At 68.7% G+C, this 24,598-nt stretch carries 20 protein-coding genes and 1 pseudogene; 14 read left to right on the top strand and 7 right to left on the bottom strand.

The window, feature by feature from the left end; translation table 11 throughout:
- Nucleotides 1-141: 141 nt before the first annotated feature.
- The 3 genes and pseudogenes from NWFMUON74_RS04810 to NWFMUON74_RS04800 form a co-directional block, all read right to left on the bottom strand.
- The gene (locus NWFMUON74_RS04810) at nucleotides 142-342 is read right to left on the bottom strand and encodes a hypothetical protein (protein WP_187686774.1); all 201 of its coding nucleotides are present in this window, start codon (nucleotides 340-342) and stop codon (nucleotides 142-144) included.
- A gap of 942 nt (nucleotides 343-1,284) precedes the next feature.
- Nucleotides 1,285-1,761: pseudogene (gene rnhA, locus NWFMUON74_RS35840) on the bottom strand (ribonuclease HI); the annotation flags it as partial.
- A gap of 161 nt (nucleotides 1,762-1,922) precedes the next feature.
- Nucleotides 1,923-3,980, bottom strand: a complete 2,058-nt coding sequence (locus tag NWFMUON74_RS04800; protein WP_187686773.1) for a UvrD-helicase domain-containing protein — start codon at nucleotides 3,978-3,980, stop codon at nucleotides 1,923-1,925.
- Between the two features lie 175 nt (nucleotides 3,981-4,155).
- Between NWFMUON74_RS04800 and NWFMUON74_RS04795 the strand changes: the two genes are divergently transcribed.
- Both NWFMUON74_RS04795 and NWFMUON74_RS04790 read left to right on the top strand, forming a co-directional pair.
- Nucleotides 4,156-4,461 (top strand): transposase, encoded by a 306-nt coding sequence (locus NWFMUON74_RS04795; RefSeq protein ID WP_187683280.1) that lies wholly within the window; start codon nucleotides 4,156-4,158, stop codon nucleotides 4,459-4,461.
- Between the two features lie 357 nt (nucleotides 4,462-4,818).
- Nucleotides 4,819-5,190, top strand: a complete 372-nt coding sequence (locus NWFMUON74_RS04790; protein ID WP_187686772.1) for a hypothetical protein — start codon at nucleotides 4,819-4,821, stop codon at nucleotides 5,188-5,190.
- Between the two features lie 188 nt (nucleotides 5,191-5,378).
- Here the strand turns inward: NWFMUON74_RS04790 and NWFMUON74_RS04785 are convergent, their stop codons facing one another.
- Nucleotides 5,379-5,912 carry a formyltransferase family protein gene (locus NWFMUON74_RS04785; RefSeq protein WP_187686771.1) on the bottom strand — a complete coding sequence of 178 codons (534 nt, stop codon included), beginning with the start codon at nucleotides 5,910-5,912 and terminating at the stop codon, nucleotides 5,379-5,381.
- A 101-nt stretch (nucleotides 5,913-6,013) separates the two neighbouring features.
- On the opposite strand from NWFMUON74_RS04785, the gene NWFMUON74_RS04780 reads away from it, so the two are divergent.
- Complete coding sequence (locus NWFMUON74_RS04780) at nucleotides 6,014-7,093, top strand: ABC transporter permease (RefSeq protein WP_232110842.1); 1,080 nt, start codon at nucleotides 6,014-6,016, stop codon at nucleotides 7,091-7,093.
- Between the two features lie 17 nt (nucleotides 7,094-7,110).
- On the opposite strand, the gene NWFMUON74_RS04775 is transcribed toward NWFMUON74_RS04780, so the two are convergent.
- Entirely contained in the window at nucleotides 7,111-8,574 is a 1,464-nt protein-coding gene (locus tag NWFMUON74_RS04775) for a mannitol dehydrogenase family protein (RefSeq protein WP_187686770.1), read from the bottom strand.
- Between the two features lie 245 nt (nucleotides 8,575-8,819).
- Between NWFMUON74_RS04775 and NWFMUON74_RS04770 the strand changes: the two genes are divergently transcribed.
- The 3 genes from NWFMUON74_RS04770 (at nucleotide 8,820) to NWFMUON74_RS04760 (ending at nucleotide 13,600) form a co-directional block, all read left to right on the top strand.
- Complete coding sequence (locus NWFMUON74_RS04770) at nucleotides 8,820-10,151, top strand: phosphatase PAP2 family protein (protein ID WP_187686769.1); 1,332 nt, start codon at nucleotides 8,820-8,822, stop codon at nucleotides 10,149-10,151.
- 309 nt (nucleotides 10,152-10,460) lie between these two features.
- Nucleotides 10,461-11,228, top strand: coding sequence for an HAD family hydrolase (locus tag NWFMUON74_RS04765; protein ID WP_232110841.1), 768 nt, complete (start codon nucleotides 10,461-10,463; stop codon nucleotides 11,226-11,228).
- Entirely contained in the window at nucleotides 11,225-13,600 is a 2,376-nt protein-coding gene (locus tag NWFMUON74_RS04760; protein ID WP_187686768.1) for a glycoside hydrolase family 65 protein, read from the top strand. The genes NWFMUON74_RS04765 and NWFMUON74_RS04760 overlap by 4 nt, the downstream gene beginning before the upstream one ends.
- On the opposite strand, the gene NWFMUON74_RS04755 is transcribed toward NWFMUON74_RS04760, so the two are convergent.
- On the bottom strand, nucleotides 13,590-14,489 hold the full coding sequence (locus NWFMUON74_RS04755; RefSeq protein WP_197986970.1) for a MurR/RpiR family transcriptional regulator: 900 nt from the start codon (nucleotides 14,487-14,489) through the stop codon (nucleotides 13,590-13,592). The genes NWFMUON74_RS04760 and NWFMUON74_RS04755 overlap by 11 nt on opposite strands.
- A 161-nt stretch (nucleotides 14,490-14,650) precedes the next feature.
- Between NWFMUON74_RS04755 and NWFMUON74_RS04750 the strand changes: the two genes are divergently transcribed.
- Genes NWFMUON74_RS04750 through NWFMUON74_RS04720 form a run of 7 tightly spaced genes read left to right on the top strand, consistent with a single transcriptional unit; the run spans nucleotide 14,651 to nucleotide 21,683 of the window.
- Nucleotides 14,651-15,439: an amino acid ABC transporter ATP-binding protein gene (locus NWFMUON74_RS04750; RefSeq protein ID WP_269475318.1), complete on the top strand. Its 789-nt coding sequence runs from the start codon at nucleotides 14,651-14,653 to the stop codon at nucleotides 15,437-15,439.
- Nucleotides 15,440-15,462: 23 nt separating this feature from the next.
- A complete protein-coding gene (locus tag NWFMUON74_RS04745) occupies nucleotides 15,463-16,356 on the top strand; it encodes a glutamate ABC transporter substrate-binding protein (protein ID WP_187686767.1) in 894 nt (297 codons plus the stop codon).
- A gap of 11 nt (nucleotides 16,357-16,367) precedes the next feature.
- A complete protein-coding gene (locus NWFMUON74_RS04740; protein WP_187686766.1) occupies nucleotides 16,368-17,018 on the top strand; it encodes an amino acid ABC transporter permease in 651 nt (216 codons plus the stop codon).
- Nucleotides 17,015-17,893: an amino acid ABC transporter permease gene (locus NWFMUON74_RS04735; protein WP_187686765.1), complete on the top strand. Its 879-nt coding sequence runs from the start codon at nucleotides 17,015-17,017 to the stop codon at nucleotides 17,891-17,893. The genes NWFMUON74_RS04740 and NWFMUON74_RS04735 overlap by 4 nt, the downstream gene beginning before the upstream one ends.
- 25 nt (nucleotides 17,894-17,918) lie before the next feature.
- Nucleotides 17,919-18,710 carry an enoyl-CoA hydratase/isomerase family protein gene (locus tag NWFMUON74_RS04730; protein ID WP_187686764.1) on the top strand — a complete coding sequence of 264 codons (792 nt, stop codon included), beginning with the start codon at nucleotides 17,919-17,921 and terminating at the stop codon, nucleotides 18,708-18,710.
- A 7-nt stretch (nucleotides 18,711-18,717) separates the two neighbouring features.
- Nucleotides 18,718-20,862, top strand: coding sequence for an acetate--CoA ligase family protein (locus tag NWFMUON74_RS04725; protein ID WP_187686763.1), 2,145 nt, complete (start codon nucleotides 18,718-18,720; stop codon nucleotides 20,860-20,862).
- Nucleotides 20,859-21,683: a crotonase/enoyl-CoA hydratase family protein gene (locus tag NWFMUON74_RS04720; RefSeq protein WP_232110840.1), complete on the top strand. Its 825-nt coding sequence runs from the start codon at nucleotides 20,859-20,861 to the stop codon at nucleotides 21,681-21,683. Before NWFMUON74_RS04725 ends, NWFMUON74_RS04720 begins: the two co-directional genes overlap by 4 nt.
- Nucleotides 21,684-21,839: 156 nt before the next feature.
- Here NWFMUON74_RS04720 and NWFMUON74_RS04715 read toward each other — a convergent pair whose 3' ends face one another.
- A complete protein-coding gene (locus NWFMUON74_RS04715) occupies nucleotides 21,840-23,171 on the bottom strand; it encodes an FHA domain-containing protein (RefSeq protein WP_187686762.1) in 1,332 nt (443 codons plus the stop codon).
- A gap of 140 nt (nucleotides 23,172-23,311) precedes the next feature.
- On the opposite strand from NWFMUON74_RS04715, the gene NWFMUON74_RS04710 reads away from it, so the two are divergent.
- On the top strand, nucleotides 23,312-24,502 hold the full coding sequence (locus tag NWFMUON74_RS04710; RefSeq protein WP_187686761.1) for a DUF7373 family lipoprotein: 1,191 nt from the start codon (nucleotides 23,312-23,314) through the stop codon (nucleotides 24,500-24,502).
- The last annotated feature ends 96 nt before the right edge of the window (nucleotides 24,503-24,598 follow it).

The following is a 24,598-nucleotide window of genomic DNA, read 5'->3' as shown; positions in this document are numbered from 1 at the left end:
GTGTACGACCTTTGGTTTGGCCGCTGGGAAATCCGACGTTTCGCCGATGCCAATTGCTGATCGTCGCAGTGTCGACGCCGATTGCTTCGGCTAGCTCGTGCGCTGTCATCCTCCTGCCGAGATGTACGGCCGCCGCAGAGTTCACCGCGTCAACCATAGCGGCACTACGACTGGCGCCACCGCGGCGACGGTGATCACTGCGACAACAATGATCAGCAGACGGGCAGTCTTAACCCAGTCCAGCCGACCATCGATGACCGCGTCGATGACAGTGCCGACGAGCCCGAGCGCGGTGGACGGACGTTCGGGCCGGCGTTGGATGGGTCGCTTGGAGTTACGCATGGTCCCCTCGAGGCGTCGGTGCGGCGTCGTGCTGATGAGATCAGCCTGGCAGCGCGCGACGGATAGCGCCAGATGTCGTCTGTCAACTGAACAGCGAGACTGTCATAGTCGTCGTCGACGTTTCTGGCCACCATGATGCCTTCTAGCTGCATACACCTGCTGATCGGCATCCGCGCCTCCGATCCCTGAGTGGCAACTTGATCAGGTACGTACTGACAGTACGCATTTGAGGTTGGCGAGCTTGCGGACCTGGCTACAGCTCCGCAGAGGAACGAGGATTGGCCCATCGGGCAAGCCCACTCGACCCGCGGCACCTTGTGGATGCCGATCGCTCCGATGCGATCTTGGAAGACGACTCATGGGATCAGCAGCGAATTCGTCGGGGGTGCGGTTTGAGGCACGGCCGTCGAACCACTCCGCAGAAGGATCCCGCCTTGGAAGTCGTCGGAGTGCCAGACGCACTGATCGCAGGATCTTCGACCGACGCAACCCGGCGCGGTGCTCACGACGCCGAAGTCCGAACGAGGCAGTCGCACTCCCTCGTGGCTGCTACTCTCTTCGGTGGCTGCGCAGCCACTCCGACGTGCAGCAATAATCGCAGGGCTGGATCTCGGAAGGGTTCACGGTCGCCCACGCGACGGCGACGACCTCGCGCAGATTCTTGCCCTTCCGGACGGCATCGCGTTGCCCCTTGCGCAGCCAGTCGCAGGTTCGGTCATTGTGATAGACGGTCCCTCCTTCCGTCCTCCAGCCGTGAGGGAGGACCCCAGGCCGCCGGGGGCGGCAGAGGTCGCATTCGCCGACACGCAACTCATGGAGGCACAGTGGAGGCTCCGTACTTTCGAGAGTTGTTGGCGTGGAGTCGAAGTCGAGCATGCCCTCAGCGGTGAGCGATTCCGGCTCCGGTGCCGCGGCTTCAGGTGGTGTTGGCTGTGTGGTCTGGACCTGCCTGGCCGCCGCCCGGGCGAGCTGGTCTGCGCGTTCGTTGTCGGGATGGCCGGCGTGCCCTTTCACCCATTCCCAGGTCACCCGATGCTGACCGGCAGCGTCGGCTAGACGCCGCCACAGATCCTCGTTCTTCACCGGCGACTTTCGGCGTGTCTGCCAGCCGTTGGCGATCCACCGAGGAAGCCACTCGGTTATGCCGTCGCGCACGTAGGTGCTGTCGGTATGAATGCGCACTTCCGACGTGCGGGTCAGCCGCTCCAAGGATCGGATGGCGGCCATGAGTTCCATCCGGTTGTTCGTCGTGTGCGGCTCGCCGCCGCTGATCTCGCGGATGTGACCGCCCCATCGCAGCACCGACCCCCAACCTCCGGGCCCGGGATTTCCCGAACACGCACCGTCGGTGTAGATCTCGACCACGGATGCCCGTGTACCAGCTCCACTATCGGTAGGGGTCGTCGGCTGGGTTACCACGCTTCCCGGACCGGAATCCGCCGCCAGTGACTTCTTCCATCCCGGGGGCGGCGGCCACGGCACCCCCCACTCGGCGAGCTGGGCCCGAGACCATCCCCCGGCAGGCGATCGTGCGCCTTCGATCTCCTCCATCGATACGCGACGGGTGGGCCGCCAGTCGGTCATCGAGCGCTGCCCCTCACTGAACCTGTTGCGCCGTAGTTGCTTTCGATCTCTTCAAGGGCGACCTGGGCCCTTTGGTCAGCATCTGGTGGTTTCATCACCGCAACCCCCGTTTCGGTGAGAATACTCAGGTCGAGCGTCCAGGTGTGCCGTGATCGCTTCTCCCACAGTCTAAATGCCTCAGCAACGTGCCTACGCGCTTGTCCTGCGGCCATGCCGGTTACGTGTATCAAGTGGTGAAGCGCCTCGGATTCGAGGCCGTTGATCTGAGCGAAACCGTAGTGTGTGGTCAGGTGACAATCGGTGCAGAGCAGGATGATTCGCCGCAGGCTCTGCACTCTGGTGTGGTCGTCGTAGGACCATCGTTCGTGAGCTTCCAGCAGTCGCCCGACTGATCTGTCCTTGCCTCGGCCGCAGACCTCGCACTGATGGTTGGCGCGAGCATTGACCATCCGCCGCAGTCTCTGCCAATCCCGGCGGTCGACGCAGGACCGCACGTTGGTGAACCAGCAGGATGAGGGTACGAGGTCGACGAACAAGCCAGAGCCGAACGAGCGATCTTCTCCTGGAAGCACTTCCGGTATCGGAGGCCGTACCGGCTGAGGGACCCCGTCGGGGTGGCGCCGGATCCATTCCAGGCCGCCGAGGTCGAGGACACGTCGCGCGCGAGTGACCGCGACGTACGCCAACCGCGCATCGGTGTCCGCGATGGACGCGGGACGAGATCCGTCCTCGTTCTCGGGTTCAGGAAAGTCGTCGGCGATACGTACGGTATCCCATTCCCTACCCTTGGCCTTGTGTGCGGTCGAGACCGTCACCTGCGCGTCACTCTCGCCACTGAGGCGGGATACGGAGTCGAGAATGACGTCGATGCCGTGGTCATCGATCAGCTCCACCAGCGGAGCCAGATCGTGTCCGGACGGGTCGTTCGCTGCGTAGTCCTGCAACTCGGTCCAGGTGCTGAACAAGAACAGCTCCGGATGGTTGGTGTTGCGCCCAGCCTGCAGGTCGCGCGCTGCCAGAGCGAGAGACCGCAACGTGTCGCCGCCCCCGACAAGAGCGACCTTCTTGCCTACCGCGAGCTGGTCCATCACCTCAAGCATGGCTCCCACATTCGTGCGGCAAAGTACAGCGTCCGGGTGCTCGACCTCGCCTATCTCGGTGGAGATCTGGTCGTTTCCGGTCAGCCGGATCGGGGCGTCGACGACGGTCAGCCATCGGTTGGCTTCCTCGGCGACAGCTGGCCCGAAACGGAAGGACTGCGTGAGTCCGAGCTGCATGCCGTCAAAGCCGGACATGACATCCTGGGCGCCACGCCACCCATAGATGGCCTGCGCCGAGTCACCAACCATGACCAACTGCGCAGCACCGCGCTGGGCGTTGAAGACCTGGTCCACAACAGGATTGGTGTCCTGCGCCTCGTCGAGGAGAAGAAACTCATAATCCAGTTGCGGCTTGGCCAGTGCCCACATCTTCAGATAGTGATCGTGATCGAATCTGACATCCCCAGCGTCCGGATTCTGCACGTCAGCCCACGCCTTATGGGCAAAGGGCAAGATCACGTCCGCGAGCCGACCATGCCCTTCCGGAGTCTCCAGCCCGCGAGTCCGGGGCACGTGATGAGGTCCTATGACATCGTCGGCGGAGTAGCAGAACCTCTGCACCGTACGCACGGTGAGATACGACTGGGCGCGCTCGCTGACCCGCCGGCCTCCGATCATCACCGGATACTGAACCCCCAGCGCCATACCCGTCTTCCACGACGGAACACGCGGGGCATTCAACCGCGCCTTGAATCGCCGCCCGACCGCCTGATACGCCAGGGAGTGGGCAGTCCGGCATGCAATGTTTCGAGGAAAGCGGCGACGGGCTTCCTCGGCGACAGCCCTGTTGAAAGCTATATAGAGACCACGCCGGTCGGTGCTGCCAGCTAGCAGCCGGAGCGTGGTCGTCTTCCCGGTGCCAGCACCGGCCTGGAGCACCAGGTCGTCACCGCGGGTGAACGCCACGACAGCTGCCTGTTGCTCATCCGTTGGTCCCGAACCCGACGGTGCCATGCATGCTCCCCATCCACGCGTACCAGTTGATCATGCCACTCGAAAGCAAGGAAGATCTACGGGAACGACTCCAGATTGGAACAGCGAATCAGGCACATACCGGCTCGGCGTGAGGTTCCCCCGCTTTCACGGAGAGCTCTGACGTGGTCCGATAGGGGCCGGAAGGAGTTCATCAGTGGCAGCACCGAAGAAGTATCCGGACGAGTTGAGGGCTCGGGCGGTCAGGTTGTATCGGGATGCGGATCCCAAGCCGACGATCCGGAAGCTGGCCGCGCAGCTGGGGGTGCATCACGAGGCTCTGCGGAACTGGATCCGCCAGGCCGAAGCGGACGCCGGCGAGCGTAGCGATCGGCCGACGACCGACATGGCCGAAGAGAACAAGCAACTACGCAAGCGGGTCGCTGAACTCGAACGCGTGAACGCCGTATTGCGTGATGCGAGTGCGTATTTCGCGTCGGAGCCCGGCCAGACCCGGAGGTGATCGTGCGGTTCGTGAAAGATCACCCGCAGCACTCGGTCGAGCTCGTATTGCGGGTGCTGGGCATCGCGTCGTCGACGTTCTATGGATGGCTGGCTCGGCGGGGGAACCTCAGCGCGAGCTGGCGGCAATCTACCGCTCGGTCGTGCATCGGCGACGGCCGATTCTCTCGCCACACCTGCCGGGCTGGATCGCAGATGGCTACGTGGAGGGTTGGAATCTCGTACCCGATAATTGCCGAGGCACAGTCACATTCGAGGAGTTTCTGCGTGAGCGGGTGTCACGGTGACGGGCGTGCGAGGCCGGATGGCGCGCGGGGGCCTACTATCCTTCGCCCTCACCTCCGCCGTTTTGGGAGTCGTGATCCTGGCCGCGCCCGAATGGTTCTTTTCCCTGTCTTGGGTCAATCTCGGCATGCGGTACAACCCGCACCTATTGCTCGATTACGGGGCAATGAATCTGGCGCTGGCCATTCCACTGGCGGCATCGGCCGTGGCCGCGAGTCCGCTGGCCGTGCGCAGCGGATTGGGCTCGTACGCGGTGTGGTCGGTCGCGCATCTGGTGATACACCTGCGCTATCGTGCGCATCTCGCGACGCACACCGCCACTGCGAACGCGAACCTGTTGCTCGTGGTCCTTGCTATCGGGTGCCTGATCTCGATGACGCTCTTGCTGTTCTCGCCCGGCACTCCTAGACAGCAGCCCAATCACGTAGAAGGCGGAATTGCATGATTCACCAACGCGCTGGCCGTGGTCGAGGCGATCACCCCGGGAACGTCGTCGGCGCGGGCACGCCGCGGCGGCGTTGTTCGATCTACTGCATCACCACACAAGGTTGCTCACGAACAATCGTCGCGACAACACCGGTGTCCCTGGGCCTCTCCTGCGCACCGCAGGCCGCGGATACAGCCTCCGCACGGTCATTGACTGGCTTGACGGAAAAAGATTCCGCCATTCTGCCAGCGAATCGCCGCGCTCCCGCTCAGCTCTGCCGCCCCAAGTGCCTCACGCTGGGCGGCGATCCGCTCGACGACGGTGGGAAGGAGTTGGTGTTCGGCGACCAGGACGGATTCGTGAACAGCCTTGCCGTACATGCCTTTTCCGCCGTGCCGAGGCAGCAGGGCGGGATGGATGTTGATGATTCGGGAGGCGTAGGCGGAGCGGACCCGGGGACCGAGCTTCTTCATGTAGCCGGCGGTGACAACCAGGTCGGCGGAGTGGTCGGTCAGGGCCGAGAGGATCGCCTCGTCGAGCTGCCCCGGATGGGTGCGGTCGGACAGGTGTAGGGCCGGGATATCGGCGTCACGGGCATACGCGAGCGCTCCGGAACCGCTGTTGTTGCTGACCACCAGGACTACGGCGAAGCGGGCGCCGGGCTCGAGTGAGGCCTGATGGAGCGCACGAAGATTCGACCCGTTGTGGGAGGCGAGAACAGCAACTTGCAGTCGAGACACCACGGAAGTGTTACATGCCCGATTTCTCCCACCCCCACCCCCGCCAGGCCGAACATGGGAGGTTGCCGGTGGACGGCGGGAGGCGACTCTAGGGTGTCGATATGCCCGAGAGCGATACCGAGTACGCAGGTCGTCCGCAGGGTGAGGCGGGTAGCGGCCGAGTTGCCGTGTGGCGGGATTGGTGGGACCGGTTCCGACGGTCCCCGTTCCTGCCCGCGACGGTGCTGGTGTTCATTCTGGGTGCCGCGGCGGGGTTGTTCGCGGGGTCGTATACCTACATTCTCGCCAATCCGACTCCGCACCGGATTCCGGTCGCGGTGCTGCAGAACGATCATGCGGCGTCGAGTCGGGACGCAGCTTACCTCGCCGGCATGGATCAGGCGTTGAACGGTGCGATGCATGTGGTCCGGTTCGATGATCCGGGCGCGGCGAAGAACGTGGTCGAGGCGCAGCGGGTGTTCGCGATCATGGACGTGCGGCAGGCCGACCGGGTGACCGTCGATGTCGCGGGTGCTTCGGGTTCGTCCGTGGCCGAGGTGATTTCGAGTGCGGCGTCCCAGGTCGGCAGGCAGGTGGGGGTTCCGGTGACCATCACCGATATCAACCCGCTGCAGCCGGGTGACCCGCGCGGGCTCGCCATCTTCTACATCACGCTGGCGGCGGTGATCATCGGCTTCGTCGGCGCCATTCAGCTGAATGTGCATGCGCGAGCGTTGAATCCGGCGGAACGGATCGCCTATACCGCCGCGTATTCGGCGCTGGGCGGGTTCGTCATCGCGGCGGTGGTGGACTGGTGGCTGGGCGCGTTGCGGCTGCCGTTGCTGGAGTCGTGGTTCATCCTGGCGCTCACCATGTTCACCTCCGGGATGATCTTCACGATGTTCAACACCCTGTTCGGGCGCTGGGCGATGATCCCGACCTGGGGCCTGATGGTGTTGCTGGGCAATCCGTCCTCGGGCGGCGCGGTGTCCTGGCCGCTGCTGCCCTCCGTGCTCGGCAGCATCGGGCGCTGGCTGCCGCCGGGCGCCTCGGTCAATGCCCAGCACACCGCGGTCTATTTCGCCGGTCACCAGCACCTGTTTCCCTTCCTGGTGCTGGCGGCCTGGGCGCTACTGGCGAGTGCGGTGTTCTGGGTCTGGCGGGACCGGCACCCGGGTGGGCGGGGCGAGGACGCCTACTGAGCCGTGCCCGCGCACCGTCATTCCGGCTTCACCACCGCTTCCAATGTCGCGCGGGCACCGACGCGATGCAGAGAACGCAGCGCACTGACGTAGGCGTCGACGAAACGCGGCTGGTCGATCAGGTCCCCGAACACCGCGCGATTCTCCAGGAAGGCCGTCGGATTCTCGCGCTGCGTACGGGCGAGCGGGACCAGCGAATCGGCGAGCCGGTCCACGACCTCGATCGGCGCACCCTGCTCGTCGACGCCCTCGGCGTAGCGGGCCCAGCACGCCACGGTCGCCGCGGCCAGCCGCACGGTCCGCCCGGCGGCGAGATTGTCGCGGACCACCGGCAGCAACCACTTCGGGATGCGGTCGGACGAGTCGGCGCAGAGCCGGGCCACGGTGTCGCGCACGTGCGCGTTGGCGAACCGTTCGAGCAGCGAGCCGCGGAACGTGGTCAGACCCGGAACTCGCGGCAGGGTCGGCATCGCCTCGTAATCCAGGTACTGGTCGAGGAATTCGGCGAACAGCGGATCCTGCGCCGCCTCGTGCACCAACCGGTAGCCCGCGAGATAGGCGAAGTAGCACAGACATTGGTGGCCGGCGTTGAGCAGGCGCAGCTTCATCAGCTCGTAGGCGTAGACGTCGTCGACCAGCTGCACATCGGCTTGGTCCAGCGGCGGGCGGCCCGCGGCGAAGTCGTCCTCGAGCACCCAGGCCGCGAACGGCTCCGCGATCACGGGCCATTGGTCGCGCAGGCCGGTGTCGGCCTCGAGCCGCTCGATCACATCGGGTGTGGTGACCGGGGTGATGCGATCCACCATCGAGTTGGGAAACCCGACATTGCCGCTGATCCATTGCGCCAGTGCGGGATCGACCCGCTCGGCGTATCCCGTGAAGGCGCGGCGGGCGACCCGGCCGTTGCCCTCGATGTTGTCGCACGACACGATCGTCGGCGCCGCGACTCCACGCTCGCGGCGACGCGCCAGAGCCGCGGTCACCAAACCGAATACGGTCGCCGGTGGGTGCTCCCCGCTGAGGTCGCGGCGGACGGCCGGTGCGTCGCAGTCGAATTCGCCGTCGCTGTCGCGCAGGTTGTAGCCGCCCTCGGTGATGGTCAGCGAGATGATCCGGATCGCGGGATCGGCGAGGATCTCCAGCACGGCCTCGGGATCGTCCGGCGCGTAACGGTAATCGATGATCGAACCGATCACCCGCGACTCCCGAGTGCCGTCCGGATACGCCAGCACGAGCGTGTACAGACCGTCCTGCGTCCGCAGCACATCGCGCATGCGGCGGTCCGCCGGTGTCACGCCGATACCGCAGATGCCCCACTCGCGCGCCTTGCCCGCCGACAGCAACCGGTCCACATACATGGCCTGGTGCGCGCGGTGGAACCCGCCGACGCCGAAGTGCGCGATGCCAGCCCGAACCTCGCCGCGGTCGTACCGCGGTCCCAGGACCGGCAACCGCGACACGGTATTCCGATTCAGCTCCATAGCTCCGCCACCTCGACCATCGTTTTCAGGTTGCCGGGCCGCCGATCGGACTCCGATGCCTGCGCGGCCCGTTCCAGCGGATACCTCGCCGTCACCATAGCGTCCGGATCGACGCGCCCGGTGGACGCGAGCGCGATCCTCCCGAGCCACGTGTCGGCGAGATCCTCGAGTCGTGACGACCCGCTCGATGTGATGCGCCCTACAGGGCCGAAACCCCTTGTTCATGTGATGTTTACTATGTCCGAATGCTTCTCGACGACGCGCATGGGAGTTCGGCCGCGCCGATCGGATCGGCGAGCACGCGGCTCCGGGCGCGTCGATTCGGTCCGGCGGTGCTGTGGGGGCTGGCCGCCGCGGCGGTGCTGGTGCTGGTGGGCGGCGAGCTCATGGCGGCCCACCTGCACGCGCTGGGCCCGCTGACCAGTCTGCTGCGCGACTACGCCGGAACCCCGAAGTCGGCGACGACGCCGTGGGCGGGATTCCTGCTCGCCCTGGTCGGCGTCGCGTGGCGGGAACGTGTGATCGCCGTGGCGGCGGCCGTGGGCGTGGATCTGCTGTTCGTACTCGTGCGCGCGGTGGAGGGCCACAAGTTCACCGTCGGCAACGGCCCGACACTGGTTCTGACGGCGTTGACGGTGCTCGTCGCGCTGCGCTGGAGCGGCGAGCGCCGCCACACCGCGCTGCGGACGATCGGCCTCGGCGCGCTGCTGATCCTCGCCACCAAGGTCAGCGAGATCTGGCTGGACATCACCGCCTGGGCGACACCGCAGGTGCTCGATCCCTTCGTGCAGCAGGCCGACCGCGCCCTCGGCAACCCGTCGTGGCTGGCCGGACAGGCGCTGGCGGCGGCCGGTCCGGTGGTTCCCGCCGTCCTGCACTGGGTGTACTTCGAGCTGCCGGTGGCCGCGATCGTCGTCGCGATCTGGCAGTTGCGCGGGGTCACGAGTGGGATGTGGCCGCGGCACTACCTGGTGCGCACGTTCCTCACCATCGGACTGATCGGGCCGATCTGGTATGTGGTGTTCCCGGTGGTCGGGCCGGTGCTGGCGTTCGGACCGGAGGGGCACGGCATGGCGCTCGCCGATGTGTGGCCGAATGTCGTTCCGCCGCTTCCCGCTTCGATCGAAGCGATGCCCTTCGACGGTGTCACCCCGCGCAATTGCATGCCGTCGCTGCACACCGCGTGGGCGCTGTCGCTGTTCATCCACTCCCGCGGCGGCCCGCGCTGGCTGCGATGGGGCGGGGTGTTCTGGCTGGTCTGCACGCTGGCCGCGACGCTCGGCTTCGGCGCGCACTACGGCATCGACCTGCTCGTCGGCGCGACGCTGTGCCTGACCATCGAATCCGGCCTGCGCGAACCGGATCGCGGGTGGGACCGGGCCCGGATCACCGTCGTGACGCTGGGTGTGGCGTTGTTCGCCGCGCTGCTGCTGTGCACCCGCTACGCCGCAGAGGCCATGGCACGGTATCCGGTACCGTCCGGCATCGCCCTGATCGGCTCGTTCGCGGCCCTGGCGGCCCTGTTCTACAGCACGTGGTTCGCGCCGCGGCCGGGCCGGGTGGCAACGACCGGCTGAGGCGAGGATCGGGACGGTCAGTACCTGGTCCCGGGCCATCCGGCCCGCGACCAGCCCGTCCAGCGACCACGATACCCGGTGCGCCAGGACGCAAACCGGCACCGCGAACGCGCGGCCACAGTCTGCCCGGCACTCGCCGCCGTGCGGGCGAAAGCGCCAGTGGGCGAGCATGTTACCGCCTCCCGGCCGACGTGTGGCAGATCATTTACCGGGTAGCCGCCGAACATGACTACTACCGCGCATCGAACCGCCACCCGTACCTGCGCACCTCCCGGCCCCCGGTCGGCCATCCGGGAGTGATCGGCCGTGGTGGGTGTAGGTCTGCCCGAATCCGTTTCGGCGGTGTTGTTCGACCTGGACGGGGTGCTGACCGATACGGCGGCGGTGCATCGGCGAGCGTGGAAGTCGGTGTTCGACCGGCTGCTGGCCTCGCGGTGCGGGGCGCGGTTCCGGCCGTTCACCGAGGAGGACTACCTGAACTACGTCGACGGGCGGTCGCGGGCCGACGGTGTCCGGGAGTTCCTGAAGTCGCGCACCCTGGCGCTGCCGGAGGGTAAGCCGGACGATCCGCCGGGGCTGGCGACCGTGAACGGGATCGGTAACGACAAGAACCGCCTGCTGCTGTCGCTCATCGAGCGGGACGGGGTGCGGGTCTTCCCCGGCTCGGCCGGATATCTGACGGCGGTGCGCGCGGCCGGTCTGCGGGTGGGCGTGGTGACCTCCTCGGCGAACGCGACCGCGGTGCTGGCCGCGGCGGATTTCACGCGGTTCGTCGATGCGCTGATCGATGGGCGGGAGATCGCGCGGCGGGGCCTGCCCGGCAAACCGGCGCCCGACGCATTTCTCGCGGGCGCCGCGGAGTTAGACGAGCCGCCCTCCCGCACAGCGGTTTTCGAAGACGCCATCGCCGGAGTCACCGCCGCCCGCGCCGGTGGATTCGGCTTCGTGGTGGGTGTCGACCGGGTGCGCGACGACAAGCACGGCGCCGCATTGCGCCGCGCCGGAGCGGATCTGGTGGTCACCGACCTGTCCGAGCTGACCCCGGCCGACCGGGCGGAGGGAGAAGGAGCGCGATGAGTTCGCAGTCGCACGGTGTGGAGATCGACCCGTGGCAGTTGCGGTACCGCGGACTGGATCCCGACGCGCTGGAGCGGATGGAATCCATCTTCGCACTGTCCAACGGGCACTTGGGTCTACGCGGCACGCTCGAGGAGGGCGAGCCGGTCGGCACGCCCGGCACCTACCTCAACGGCTTCTACGAGAAGCGCCAATTACCTTATGCCGAAGCCGGATACGGCTATCCGGAGGACGGCCAGACCGTGGTGAACGTGACCGACGGAAAGATCATCCGGCTGCTGGTCGAGGACGAGCCGATCGATCTGCGCTACGGCCGCGCCGTGGAACACGAACGCGTACTGGACTTCCGCAGCGGCACCCTGCGGCGGCACACGGTGTGGACGTCGCCGACCGGCCGCTCGGTGCGCATCCGCTCGGAACGGCTGGTCTCGTTCGCCGAGCGCGCGCTCGCCGCCATCCGCTACGAGGTGGAACCGCTCGACGACGACCTCGACCTGGTGGTCCAGTCCGACCTGCTGGCCAACGAGACGGTCGCGCCGCCCGGCAACGACCCGCGGCTGGCCGCCGCGCTGGATCGTCCGCTGGTCGCCGATTTCTGCGCCGTGCGCGAGACCACGGCGGTCCTCGCCCATCACACCCGGCGGTCCGGCCTGCGGATGGCGGCGGGCATGGACCACGAGATCGAGGTGCCGGCCACCCCGCGCTGCGCCATCCACGCCGAGGAGGATCTGGCCCGGTTGACCATCGCGGTCGACGTGCCGAAGGGACAGCGGCTGCGCCTGACGAAGTACATCGCCTACGGCTGGTCGAGCCGCCGGTCCGTGCCCGCCCTGCGCGCTCAGGTGGACGCCGCGCTGGCCGCCGGGCTGGAGACCGGCTGGGACACCCTGTGCGCTCGGCAGCGCGCCTACCTGGACAACTTCTGGGACACCGCCGACGTCGAGATCGACGGCGATCCCGAACTGCAGCAAGCGATCCGGTTCGCGTTGTTCCACGTCCTGCAGGCGGGCGCGCGCGGCGAGACCCGGGCGATTCCGGCGAAGGGCCTCACCGGTGCCGGTTACGACGGACACGCGTTCTGGGACACCGAGATCTACGTGCTGCCGGTCCTCACCTACACCGTCCCGATGGCCGCGGGCGACGCGCTGCGCTGGCGGCACAGCACACTGGAGCATGCCCGGCAGCGCGCCCGCGAACTCGGCCAGACCGGTGCGATGTTCCCGTGGCGGTCGATCAACGGCGAGGAGGGCTCCGGCTATTGGCCCAGCGGCACCGCGGCCGTGCACGTCAACGCCGACATCGCCGACGCCACCGTCCGCTACCTGTCCGCAACCCGCGACGAGCAGTTCGAAAGCGACTGCGGCGTCGAGCTTCTGGTCGAGACCGCGCGGTTGTGGGAGAGCCTCGGTCACCACAATTCGGCGGGCGACTTCCGCATCGACGGTGTGACCGGACCCGACGAGTATTCGGCGCTGGGCGACAACAACGCCTACACGAATCTGATGGCGCGGCAGAATCTGCGGGCGGCCGTCGAGGCGTGCCGTCGCCGCCCCGACGTCGCCCGGCGACTGGGCATCGAGGATGCGGAGCTGACCGCCTGGACCGAGTGCGCCGACCGAATGTTCGTGCCCTACAACGAGGATCTCGGCGTCCACGAGCAATCCGACGGCTTCACCCGCTACGCGCGCTGGGATTTCGACGCGACCCCGATCGAGCACTATCCGCTGCTGCTGCACTACCCCTACTTCGACCTGTACCGCCGCCAGGTGGTCAAGCAGGCGGATCTGACCCTGGCGATGTACCTGTGCCCCACCGCGTTCGATCCCGAGCAGAAGGCCCGCAACTTCGACTACTACGACGCCCTGACCGTGCGCGACTCCTCGCTGTCGGCCTGCCCCCAGTCGATCCTCGCCGCCGAGGTCGGGCACCCGGACCTGGCCTTCGACTACTTCGCCGAGACCGCGCTGATCGATCTGCACGATCTGCACCACAACGTCGGTCACGGCCTGCACCTCGGCTCGCTCGCCGGCACCTGGCTGTGCTGTGTCGGCGGCTTCGGCGGGATGCGGGACTGCGGCGGAGAACTGACCTTCGCGCCGCGGCTGCCCGCGCAACTCAACCGGCTCTCGTTCCGAATCATGTGGCGCGACAGGAAAATTCACGTCGACATCGGCGGCGACTTCGCGACTTACCGGCTGCTGCACGGTGATCCGGTCACGGTGCACCACCACGGCGAGCCCTACCTGATCACCGACGAGCCGCAGACCCTGCCCATTCCGCCCCGGCCGCCGCGCGCGGAACCGCCATTGCCCGCCGGACGCCGCCCGCACCACCGGTCGTCGGACCGGCGCGGCTCCGGCCCTATCCGGTGAAATCCTTCGTGTAGACGTGGAAGTCGCTGAGCAACTGCTCCTCCTGCAGCAGTGAGGCGCGCGCCTCGCGGCCGTGCGACTTCGCCACGCCCGCGGTGAGCGCCTGCACGAGCGAGGTGAACGCGGTCATCGATCGCAGCACCGACGGGCCCGCGGCGTCGACGAAGAAGCACTCGTCGGCGGTGGCCGCCAGCGGCGACCCCGGATTGTCGGTGAGCGCGACGACATGCGCGCCGACCGACCGCGCCCACGCCGCGCCGCGCACCGTGTCGGCCATGTAGCGGTGGATGGACAGGGCCACGAAGCAGTCGCCCGCGCGCACCCGGCGCAGATCGTCGGTCAGCGCGCCGGCCGTCGCGGTCACCAGCGCCACCTCCTCCCGCACCATGCCCAGCAGGTAGGCCAGCAGGTACGCCGGTGCGTGGCATTTGCGCAGACCCATCACGTGCACTCGCGGCGCCTCGGCCAGGTGTCCGACCGCCTGCTCCCACGTCGCGTCGTCGATCCGCGCGAAGGTGCGGGCGATGTTCGCCTGGTCGAATCCGAGGGTGCGATTCAGCAGGCCGCCGCCGTCCGCGGGCAGCCGCTCGAGCGTGTCGAAGCGCCGCAGCAGCTGCGCCTGTTCCTGCAACCGCTCCCGGCAGAGCCGGGTCAGCCCCGGATAACCCTTGAGCCCCAGCGCATTCGCGAAGCGCACCACTGTCGCCTCGTTGACACCGACCGCGGCGGCCAGCTCCGACACCGTCATGAACGCGACCGCCTCCGGGTCGGCCATCACCCGCTCGGACAGCTTGCGATGCGCCTGCGACAGCGTGTCGTGCCGCGCCCGGAGCTCGGCGACCAGCTCGTCGAACGTCTGCGGCCCGTCGTCCGCCCGTTGGTCCGTCACGGCGTCATTCTCCCTCGCTCCCTCGATTCGGGCCGGAAGGCATCCACCCGGCTTGGTAGCTCCAATTGCATATTAGGTCAATTCTGCAAATCTACTTGCATAACTCGCCGGAACGTTGTTAGCTGGCCCACACGAACGTCCGATCACGACGGGACCAGCCCATGACAACGACCTCGCCCACCGACGCGGCCGCCACGCCGCGCCACGCTCCCCCGACCCCGCTGATCACGATGCGCGGGGTGACCAAATCCTTCGGCACCGTCACCGTGCTACGCGACATCGATCTGGACATCGCCAAGGGCGAGGTCGTGGTGGTGATCGGCCCGTCCGGCTCCGGCAAGTCGACGCTGTGCCGGACCATCAACCGGCTCGAGACCATCACCGGCGGCAACATCACCTTCCGCGGCGAACCGCTGCCGTCCTCGGGCGCGGCGCTGAAGAGGGTGCGGGCCGACATCGGCATGGTGTTCCAGTCGTTCAATTTGTTCCCGCACATGACCGTGCTGCAGAACATCACCTTCGCCCCGACGCGCATCCGCAAGCTGTCCCGCGCCGCTGCCGAGACCAAGGCGAAGGCGCTGCTCGAGCGAGTCGGCTTGGCGCACAAGGCCGATGCGTACCCGCCCCAGCTGTCGGGCGGCCAGCAACAGCGGGTCGCCATCGCCCGCGGCCTGGCGATGGAGCCGGAGGTGATGCTGTTCGACGAGCCGACCAGCGCCCTGGACCCGGAAATGGTCAGCGAGGTGCTCGATGTCATGCGCGACCTGGCGAGCGAGGGGATGACGATGGTGGTCGTCACCCACGAGATGGGTTTCGCGCGCGCCAGCGCCGACCGCGTGCTGTTCCTCGCCGACGGCGTGATCGCCGAACAAGCCACGCCGGACGAGTTCTTCACCGCCCCGCGCAGCGACCGCGCCAAGGACTTCCTCGCCCGCGTCCTCCAGCACTGAGTCCACCTGTCAGGAAGTTCGCCATGAGACGACTCTCCCGCCTCGCCGCCGCCGTGCTCGGCACCGTCGCGGTAACCCTCACCGCCGCTTGCGATTCCGGCGCGCCGCCGATCAACCTGTCCGATTCCGGCCCGCCGGTGGCGACCGACGTGGACTTTCCCGCCGGATCGACCATGCGCAAGCTGCACGACGAGGGCAGGATCACCATCGGAACCAAGTTCGACCAGCCGCTGTTCGGGCTCAAGAACCCCGTCACCGGACGTCCGGAAGGCTTCGACGCCGAGATGGGCAAGCTCATCGCCGCCAAGCTGGGTATCCCGGCCGACCGGATCGACTGGGTCGAGACCGTATCCGCGAACCGAGAACCTTTCCTGCAGCAGGGCCGCGTCGATGCCGTCATCGCCACCTACACCGTCACCGACAAGCGCAAGGACATCATCGACTTCGCCGGGCCGTATTACATTGCGGGACAGTCGTTCATGGTCCGCAAGGGCAACCCGGCGAAGATCTCCGGGCCCGACGATCTGACCGGCAAGGGTGTCTGTGCCGTGGAGGGCTCGGCATCCTCCAGCAACGTCCGCAACCGGGTGCCCGGCGCGCACGTCGTCCTGTTCGACTCCTACAGCAAATGCGCCGAGGCGCTGAAGAACGGCCAGGTGGTCGCCATGACCACCGACAACACCATCCTCGGCGGGCTGCGCAGCCTCGACCCGGACGCCTTCGAGCTGGTGCCCGGCACCTTCACCGCGGAGCCGTACGGCATCGGAATCGCCAAGGGGCGGGGCGATCTCGTGCGGTTCATCGACGACGCGCTGCGCGCCGCCTTCGCCGACGGCACCTGGTCGGCGGCCTGGGATCGCACCGCCGGCCGCATCCTCGGCGCGGCGCCACCGCCACCGGATCTCGAAAGCTATTGAGGGCCAAGAACATGCACGTACTCACCGAGAACGCCGCGCTGCTGTCGAAGGCGTTCGGAACCACCCTGCTGTTGAGTGTCGCCGGCGGTGCGCTGGCCGCGGTCGTCGGGCTGCTGGTCGGTGTCGCCCGGATATCGCCGGTGCCGTTCCTGCAACGCGCCGGGGCGATCTATGTCGAAACCGTCCGCAACACACCGCTGACCGTCGCGTTCTTCCTGATCGTCTTCGTGCTCCCGCAGCTCGGGCTGACGATTCCGAGTTATGTGGCGGCCGCGATCGTCGCGCTGGGCTGCTACACCGCGGCATTCGTGTCGGAGGCCGTGCGCGCGGGCGTGAACACCGTCGGGCGTGGGCAGGCCGAAGCGGCTCGGGCACTGGGCCTGTCGTTTCTGGAGAACATGCGGTTCATCATCGTGCCGCAGGCCGTGCGGGCCGTGGTGCCACCGCTGGCCAATGTGTGGATCGCGCTGGTCAAGAACACCTCCATCGCCGCCGGTTTCGGCGTGCTGGAGCTGACGGCGTCGGGTCAGCGGATCAATTTCCTCGACCCGGCCGCCGTCGTCCCGGCGCTGCTGTGGATCGCGGTGGCCTACCTGGTCATCACCCTCGGGTCCGCGTTCGGATTCCGCAGGCTCGAGCACCGATTGGCGGTCGCGCGATGAACACCTCCTTCCTCTACGACGAGCCCGGCCCGGCCGAACTGCGCCGATACCGCCGGATCACCATCGCCGCCGGACTCCTCACCGCACTCGCGGTGGTGGCGATCGCACTGCGGCTGCGATCGCACGGGCAGCTCGAGCGCAAGCGCTGGGCCATCCTGCTGGACCCGGAAACCGGTGTGCCCCAGGCGCTCTGGCAGGGCTATCGGGCGACACTGCAGGCCGCGGCGCTCGCCATGGTGATCGCACTGGTGATCGGCCTGCTGCTGGCGGTCGGGCGACTGTCGGCGCACCGACCGCTCCGGCTGGCCACCGGCGCCCTGGTCGAAGGCTTCCGCGGGGTGCCGCTGCTGCTGCTCATGCTGTTCGCGGCGCTCGGTTTGCCCAGTCTCGGACTGGAATTGAGCCTGCTGCAGATCGTGGTGCTCGCGCTGGTCGCCTACAACTCCTCGGTGCTGTGCGAAATCTTCCGCGGCGGCATCCTGGCCATCGACAAGGGGCAGACCGAGGCCGCCGAGGCGATGGGCCTGAACCGCGCCGTCGTGCTCGGCAGAATCCTTTTGCCACAGGCGATTCCGACCATGCTGCCGGTACTGGTGAGCCAGATGGTGATCCTGCTCAAGGACACCTCGCTGGGGTTCATCGTCGGATACGCCGAACTGCTGCGGCAGGGGCGGTCCCTGGTCGAGTACTACGGCAGCCAGTATTCGATGCAGATCTACGTCGGGGTCGCGGTGATGTACATCGCCACCAACTTCGCGATCTCGCTGCTGGCCCGGTGGCTCACCTCGCGCCGCGGCCGCGGCAGGCGCTCGAAAGCCGCACCGGCCCAGGGCATCCCGCTCACCCCCACACCGGTGGTCGGCGCCGCGCGCTGATCCGCCCGAGAGGAGAACCACCGCCATGACCGCAACCACCGAGCCGGCGCCCGTGCTGGTGTCGCGCCGCGACCGGATCGCGTTGCTGACCCTGAACCGGCCCGACCGGCTCAACGCCGTCAGCGCGGAGCTGTACCGCGACCTGATCGACGCCCTCGTCACCGCCGACGACGATCCGCAGGTCCGCTGCGTGATCCTGACCGGCGCGGGGCGCGCGTTCTGCGTCGGCGCGGATCTGAAGGCACACGCCGCGGGCACCCGCACCCGCGCCGAGCGGGAAGACTACGTGCAACTCGGGCAGCAGGTGTGCCGCCAGATCCTGACCATGGCCACCCCGGTCGTGGCCGCCGTCAACGGCTACGCGCTGGGCGCGGGCGCGGAGATGGCGGTCAGCGCGGACTTTCTCGTCATCGCCGAGCAGGCGCGCATGGGATTCCCGGAGGTGAGCATCGGCACCTTCGTCGGCGGGGGTATCACCCACCGGCTGCCGCGCCTGGTGGGGCTGCGGCGCGCCACGGACCTGCTGATCCTGGGCGAACGGTTCACCGGCACACAGGCTTTCGAGTGGGGGCTGGCGCACACCGCCGTGCCCGCCGAGACGTTGCTGGATTCCGCTGTGGCACTCGCCGATTCGCTGGCTTCCAAGGCGCCGCTGGCGCTGGCGCGGATGAAGGCCGCGCTGCGCCGCGACGACTCGCTCGACACCGCCCTCGATACCGAGCCGGGCGAGTTGCTGGCACTGATGGACACCGAGGACTGGGCCGAGGGCGTCGCGGCGTTCGCGCAGCGCCGCGATCCGGTCTTCCGGGGAAAGTGAGCAGCCGGTGACACAGCCTTCCACCACCCTCACCGAACGCACCGCGCTACAGCGGCTGTTCGATCCGCGCTCCATCGCGATCGTGGGCGCCTCCACCGATCCGGCCAAGCGCGGCTACCAGGCCATTCGCGCACTACAGGAGTCCGGGTACGCGCATCCGGTGTATCCGGTCAATCCCCGGGCGAGCGAGATTCGCGGGCTCGAGGCCGTCGCGAGCGTCGACCGGCTGCCGCCCGGAATCGATGTCGCCCTGATCGCGGTGCCCGGCGCCGCCGTCCCGCGGGTGCTGCGGGAGTGCGCGGCCGCCGGTATCGCGGGTGCGGTGGTGCTGGCCAACGGTTTCCGGGAGATCGGCGCGACGGAGCTCGAGGCCGAGTTGGCGGCCGCCATCGCCGAGAGCGGGATACGGGTTATCGGGCCGAACACCTCCGGCATCGCCAATGTCGGCAGCGGTGCCAATCTGGTTGGGCTGCAGAATATTCCGCACGGTCCGATCGGGGTGGTCACCCAGAGCGGAAACATGCTGCTGTCGCTGGTCAACGATGTGCGGACGGCACGCGGACCGGGTCTGCACGCCTATGTCGGGCTGGGCAATCAGTCCGACGTGCGCTACGACGAGTGCCTCGCCGAACTCGCCGCCCAGCCGGGCTGCGGCGCGGTGGCGGTGCACAGCGAGGGCCTGGTGGACGGGCGCGCCTTTCTCGTCGCGGCGGCCCGCACCACACCCGAGGCGCCGGTCGTGATGTTGCGCGGCGGGCGGTCGGCGGTCGGGCAGCGAACCGCGTTGTCGCACACCGGTTCCGTCGCCGGATCGGATGCGGTCGCCACCGCGGTGCTGGGTCAGGCCGGGGTCGAGCTGGTGGAACGCTCCGACGAACTGGCCGTCGTGGCGGGCGCGCTGGCGACCACCGCACCGGTGCTGCCGGGCCGCCGGGTGGCCGTGCTCAGCGACGGCGGCGGGCACGCGACGCTGGCCGTGGACGCGCTCACCGCGCGCGGCATCGACCTGGCGGAGCTGAGCGACGAAACCCGGGCGGCACTGCGGACGCTGCTCGGACCGGCGGCGTCGGTGGTCGATCCCGTCGATGTCGCGGGCGCCACCGATGCCGACCCGACCGTCTTCGCCCGCGCGGCCGAACTCATGATGGCCGATCCCGCGGTCGGGCTGATCCTCGTGGTGGGTCTGTTCGGCGGCTACCACGCGCGGTTCGACCGGTCGCTGGAAGCCGCCGAGAACGACACCGCCCGCAGCCTGCTCGCCGCGCAGAAGGCTTACGGCACACCGCTGGTGGTGCAGAGCTGCTACGCGGGCGACCCGATCGGCAATCACGACATCCTGCGCGCCGCCGGGGTGCCCGTGCTCTCCTCGATCGACCACGCGGTGCGGATCACGGCCGCGTTGGATCGGCGCGCGCGGCGTCGCGAGACCGCCGACGCCCGGTCGACGCTGGCCCTGCCCGCGGCCGCCTCGCCCGTGACCACGCAGTCCGGCGTACTCGACGAACCGACCGCGCGTCGCCTGCTCACCGCCGCGGGAACGACCGTCGGGCCGTGGGCCTACGCCGCCACGCCCAAGGAGGTCGCCACCGCGGTACGCGGCTTCGATCTGCCGTGCGCGCTGAAAGTGGTGTCGCCGCAGGTGATTCACAAGTCCGAGGTCGGGGGCGTGCGACTCGACGTGACGCCGGAGAACGCCGTGGCGCAGACGCTCGGGATCATGGATTCGGTACGGCGCGCCGTCCCGGACGCGCGGATCGACGGCATGATCGTCACGCCGATGGCGCCACCCGGCGTGGAGTTGCTGGTCGGGGCGACCCGGGACCCGATCTTCGGACCCGTCGTCGCGTTCGGCAGCGGCGGGGTGCTGGTCGAGGCGCTGGCGGATGTCACCTTCCGGGCCGCGCCGTTCACCGAACTCGAGGCGCACGAGATGATCCGGGAAACCGTCGCCTCCCGGATGCTCGACGGCTACCGGCACCTGCCGGCGGTCGACCGGGCCGCGCTCGCCCGGTTCCTCGTCGGTGTCGGTGAGCTGGTCGCCGCACATCCGGAGATCGCGGAACTGGACCTCAATCCGGTCATCGCCGCGGGAACGAGCATAGTTCCGGTGGATGTCCGAATCGTCATCGCACCCGAGGAGAACCGATCGTGAGCGAGCTTGCCAATGCCGCGTCGACGCCGCCCGTGCTGGTCGAACGCACCGGCGACGTCGTGCTGTGGACCCTCAACAACCCGGCGGCCCGCAACCCGATCTCCGAGGCCGAGACCGTCGACGCGCTGGAGGCGGCGATCGCCGCGGTCAACGCCGATCCCTCGGTGCGAGTGGCGATCCTGACCGGCGCGGGCACGGCGTTCTCCTCCGGCGGCAACGTCAAGCACATGCGCGACCGGATCGGGATGTTCGGCGGCTCCCCCGCCGAACTGCGGCAGGGCTACCGGCACGGTATCCAGCGCATCCCGAAGGCGTTGTACCACTGCGAGATTCCGACCATCGCCGCGGTGAACGGCCCGGCGATCGGGGCCGGCTGCGATCTGGCCCTGATGTGCGACATGCGAATCGCCGCGCGCACGGCGACCTTCGCGGAGAGCTTCGCCAAGGTCGGCATCATCCCCGGCGACGGTGGCGCCTGGCTGCTCCCCCGTGCCGTCGGCATGGCCCGCGCCAGCGAGATGGCGTTCACCGGCGAGGCGATCGACGCGGCCACCGCCCTGGACTGGGGCCTGGTCTCGGCGGTCGTCGAACCGGACGATCTCCTCGACAGCGCCCGCCACCTGGCCGCCCGCGTCGCCGCCAACCCACCCCAGGTCCTGCGCATGACCAAGAAGCTACTCCGCGAAGGCCAATGGCAAAGCCTGGACAGCCTCCTCGAACTCTCCGCCGCCCTCCAAGCCATAGCCCATCAGACCGACGACCACCACGAGGCCGTAACCGCCCTACTGGAACGCCGCCCACCCCACTTCACCGGCCACTGACCCACGAACAGCGAGCGCAACACCACCCCACCGACACAACCAGCCGAACGGAACGCGCAATACCAGCCCGCAACACAGCTAGCCAAAGGGAAGCGCAACACCAGCCCGCAACACAACCAGCCGAAGGGAAAACGCAACACCAGCCCGCCGCCCCCGCTAGCCGAACGGGGGTGGGGCGGCGGGCTCCAGGCGGAGGACTCGGTTGCCGAGCATGATTTCGGCGCCGTGGGTCAGGGCCATGGGCTGGTTGGGGGTGAGGCGGATCCAGTCGTGGTAGCCGGGGAGGCGGGCGCGGGTGCCGTTGGTGGAGCCGCGGTCCACGACCATGACATCCCAGTTCACCAGGCGGATCTCGGCATGCGCGCGGGACATGCCGCCGGAGACGTCATCGATCTTCATCGGCATCAGTCCGCGGCGGGCGGCGTCGGAGTTCTCCGGGTCGCGCCCGATCACCGCGTCCGAGGCGAGCAGGAAGGTCGTGCCGTCGTCGAGCACCAGCATGCCCAGCGGCGGCCGCACCACGTCCGACGGCGGCTGGGTCTGATCCACCGGCATGCCGCACACCGTGCAGAACGCCGACCGCGGATCGCTGGGATGCGCTCGCGCACACTTGAATCCGACCACCCGCACCGTCAGCGAGGTGGCCCGCGTGGTCGCCTCCAGGCGCCGTTCCAGCTCCGGGTCCGACAGCGCCGGGGGCACGGGCGGCTCGGCGGCCGCGCCGTGCGGCGGCGTCGCGGCCGCCCGCGGATCCGGCGCCGGGCGACCGAGCTGCGTCTCGGCGAGCCGCGCCGCCAGGTCACCCTCGCCCGAAACTGGTTCCCGCGCTTCGACTTCCGGAACCGTCTCGGGCGCGGGCCGCGACTCGGCGGCCATAGGCGAGGTGGGCGGCGGCCCCTCCGCTCGCCGGTGCGCCCCGGCGTCGGGCCGCACCCGATCCCGCGCCCGCGTCCGCTCGTTCTCGAACCACACGATCGCGCCGTCGGCCTGAGCGACGCCTTCCACCAGGGCGCCGATGCCACGCTCCGGAAGCTCGGGTACCGGCCCGCCGTCGTCATCGATGAACAGCGCCGCCGCCCGGTCCGGCGGCGCGGCCACCCGGTCCACCGTGAAGGCCGCGTCCACGCCGCGATACCGCTCGATCCCGCCCGCGCCCGCGAGCACCGCGGTCACCGCCCCGTGCAGGAAGATCGCCAGCCCGCCCGTATCCGCCTGCGACAGAATGCCCAGATCGAACGGCCGGTCCGGACTGATCTGCTCGGCGTCGCGGATCAGCCAGCGCGTCGCCTCCCGCGCCACCAGCCGACCCGGCCCGCCCGGCGCCTGCTCGGACGCCTCCGAAACCAGCTGCGCCAGTGCCTCGGCCGCCAGCATCGCCGGCGAATCGGCGCGCACCCGCCCCGGCTCGCGATGCGCGACGAGCAGCACCGCACCGGCGATCCGGACCACCACGTGGCTGCCGGTGACAACCTCGACCTGCCGATCCATCAACGGAATCGGCCTCCGGGGTAGCTACGCGCGGTCCTCACCACATGCACCAGGTTAAGGCAAACCCTTCGCACCGGACCCCCGCCCGGCCCCGGTCCGGTAATTTGAAACGAGGCACCGGGAGGAACGGGGGCTGATCCATGGGCCGCAGGAAAACTGCACCGATCGTCGCCGCGGTCGTCGCGCTGGCGGCGCTGCTGGCCGGGTGCGGCGCGCAGGGCACGCCCGTCGCGGCCGAACTCGATGTCCGCACCCTCGATGTCGGCCCGTACGCCGTCGACCGGCACGACTACGGCCGGCACTCCGCCGGGGACGGCGCGCTGCTGGAGGGCATGCGGATGTCGCAGGCCGTCGTCCCGACCATTCGCATCGATCCGTCCTTGACGATCGGCGCGGGCGGCCGGGTGGTGCCCGACAGCACCAACGCCACCAACCACCTGCTCGCCGGTGTCTCCAAGCCGGTACTGGACCGGCGCGGCATGGTGGTCGGGTACGTGGCCGGTGGCGCCGACCGGGCTCAGGCGCCCGCCCCGGACGCGACCGCCATCACCGATCTGGTGCTGCGTTTCCCGGACGCGCAGACCGCCGCCCTGGCCGCGCGGGAACTCGAGGACGCCGACTTCGGTGTCGCGCCCGAGGTGAACCGCAAACTCACGCTGCCGAAGTACCCGGATGCCTTCATCCACTACCGGCCCGGCGTCTCCAACATCGGAACCTTCATGGCCTACCGGGAATTCGTGATCTCGCTGTTCATCGAGCGCCCGCACCCGGAGGAGCCGGACCTGCTCGCCTGGGTCCAGAAGACCCTCGACGCGCAGGTGCCCGCGCTGGACCGGTTCCGGCCGACTCCGCAGACCGAGCTCGACGACCTGCCGCTGGACCCGGACCGGCTGCTGGCCCGCGCGGTGGTCCGCGACCGCGACCAGAAGGCCGACCCCGACCGATTCGCCGTCTTCGGCGCACCGGCCTTCGTGCACACCGCCGCCGACGAGTCCGCCCGGCAGCGCCTGGTCGACGACACCGGCCTGGACGCCGTGGCCGTCGCCGAGACCAGTTCGGTACTGCGCGTACGCGATCCGGACGCGGGCGCCCGCCTGATCACCGGCCTGATCACCGGCTCGGGCGCGCAATACGATCCGCTGCCCGCCGTCTCGACCGTGCCGGGCGCGAAATGCCTGGAACTCAACAGCAGAGGCGACCGGCAGCGCGAGGCCGCCTACCGCTGTTACATCCCGTACCGCCGATACGTCCAGGTCGTCGTGGCCGACACCGAGGCAGACGTCAAGTACCGCACGGCCGCCGCCTACGCGCTGCTGGCGAACAACTACTGACCCGATCCGCTCCCGCTGCCGTGTCACCGGGCTGAAGTAGGATGCCGCGTGAACCACACGGAAGGGGAGGGCGTGACGATCGCTGTCACATCGCGC

This window comes from Nocardia wallacei, from assembly GCF_014466955.1.
Lineage (GTDB): Bacteria > Actinomycetota > Actinomycetes > Mycobacteriales > Mycobacteriaceae > Nocardia > Nocardia wallacei.
Note: the sequence above shows the minus strand (reverse complement) of the source record. Positions and strands in the feature narration are given on the sequence as shown.

Coding starts and splice junctions, on each gene's coding strand:
- NWFMUON74_RS04810 (WP_187686774.1), bottom strand. CDS start 342: ATGCGTAACTCCAAGCGACCCATCCAACGCCGGCCCGAACGTCCGTCC.
- NWFMUON74_RS04800 (WP_187686773.1), bottom strand. CDS start 3,980: ATGGCACCGTCGGGTTCGGGACCAACGGATGAGCAACAGGCAGCTGTC.
- NWFMUON74_RS04780 (WP_232110842.1), top strand. CDS start 6,014: ATGCCCGAGAGCGATACCGAGTACGCAGGTCGTCCGCAGGGTGAGGCG.
- NWFMUON74_RS04775 (WP_187686770.1), bottom strand. CDS start 8,574: ATGGAGCTGAATCGGAATACCGTGTCGCGGTTGCCGGTCCTGGGACCG.
- NWFMUON74_RS04770 (WP_187686769.1), top strand. CDS start 8,820: ATGCTTCTCGACGACGCGCATGGGAGTTCGGCCGCGCCGATCGGATCG.
- NWFMUON74_RS04760 (WP_187686768.1), top strand. CDS start 11,225: ATGAGTTCGCAGTCGCACGGTGTGGAGATCGACCCGTGGCAGTTGCGG.
- NWFMUON74_RS04750 (WP_269475318.1), top strand. CDS start 14,651: ATGACAACGACCTCGCCCACCGACGCGGCCGCCACGCCGCGCCACGCT.
- NWFMUON74_RS04745 (WP_187686767.1), top strand. CDS start 15,463: ATGAGACGACTCTCCCGCCTCGCCGCCGCCGTGCTCGGCACCGTCGCG.
- NWFMUON74_RS04740 (WP_187686766.1), top strand. CDS start 16,368: ATGCACGTACTCACCGAGAACGCCGCGCTGCTGTCGAAGGCGTTCGGA.
- NWFMUON74_RS04735 (WP_187686765.1), top strand. CDS start 17,015: ATGAACACCTCCTTCCTCTACGACGAGCCCGGCCCGGCCGAACTGCGC.
- NWFMUON74_RS04730 (WP_187686764.1), top strand. CDS start 17,919: ATGACCGCAACCACCGAGCCGGCGCCCGTGCTGGTGTCGCGCCGCGAC.
- NWFMUON74_RS04715 (WP_187686762.1), bottom strand. CDS start 23,171: ATGGATCGGCAGGTCGAGGTTGTCACCGGCAGCCACGTGGTGGTCCGG.
- NWFMUON74_RS04710 (WP_187686761.1), top strand. CDS start 23,312: ATGGGCCGCAGGAAAACTGCACCGATCGTCGCCGCGGTCGTCGCGCTG.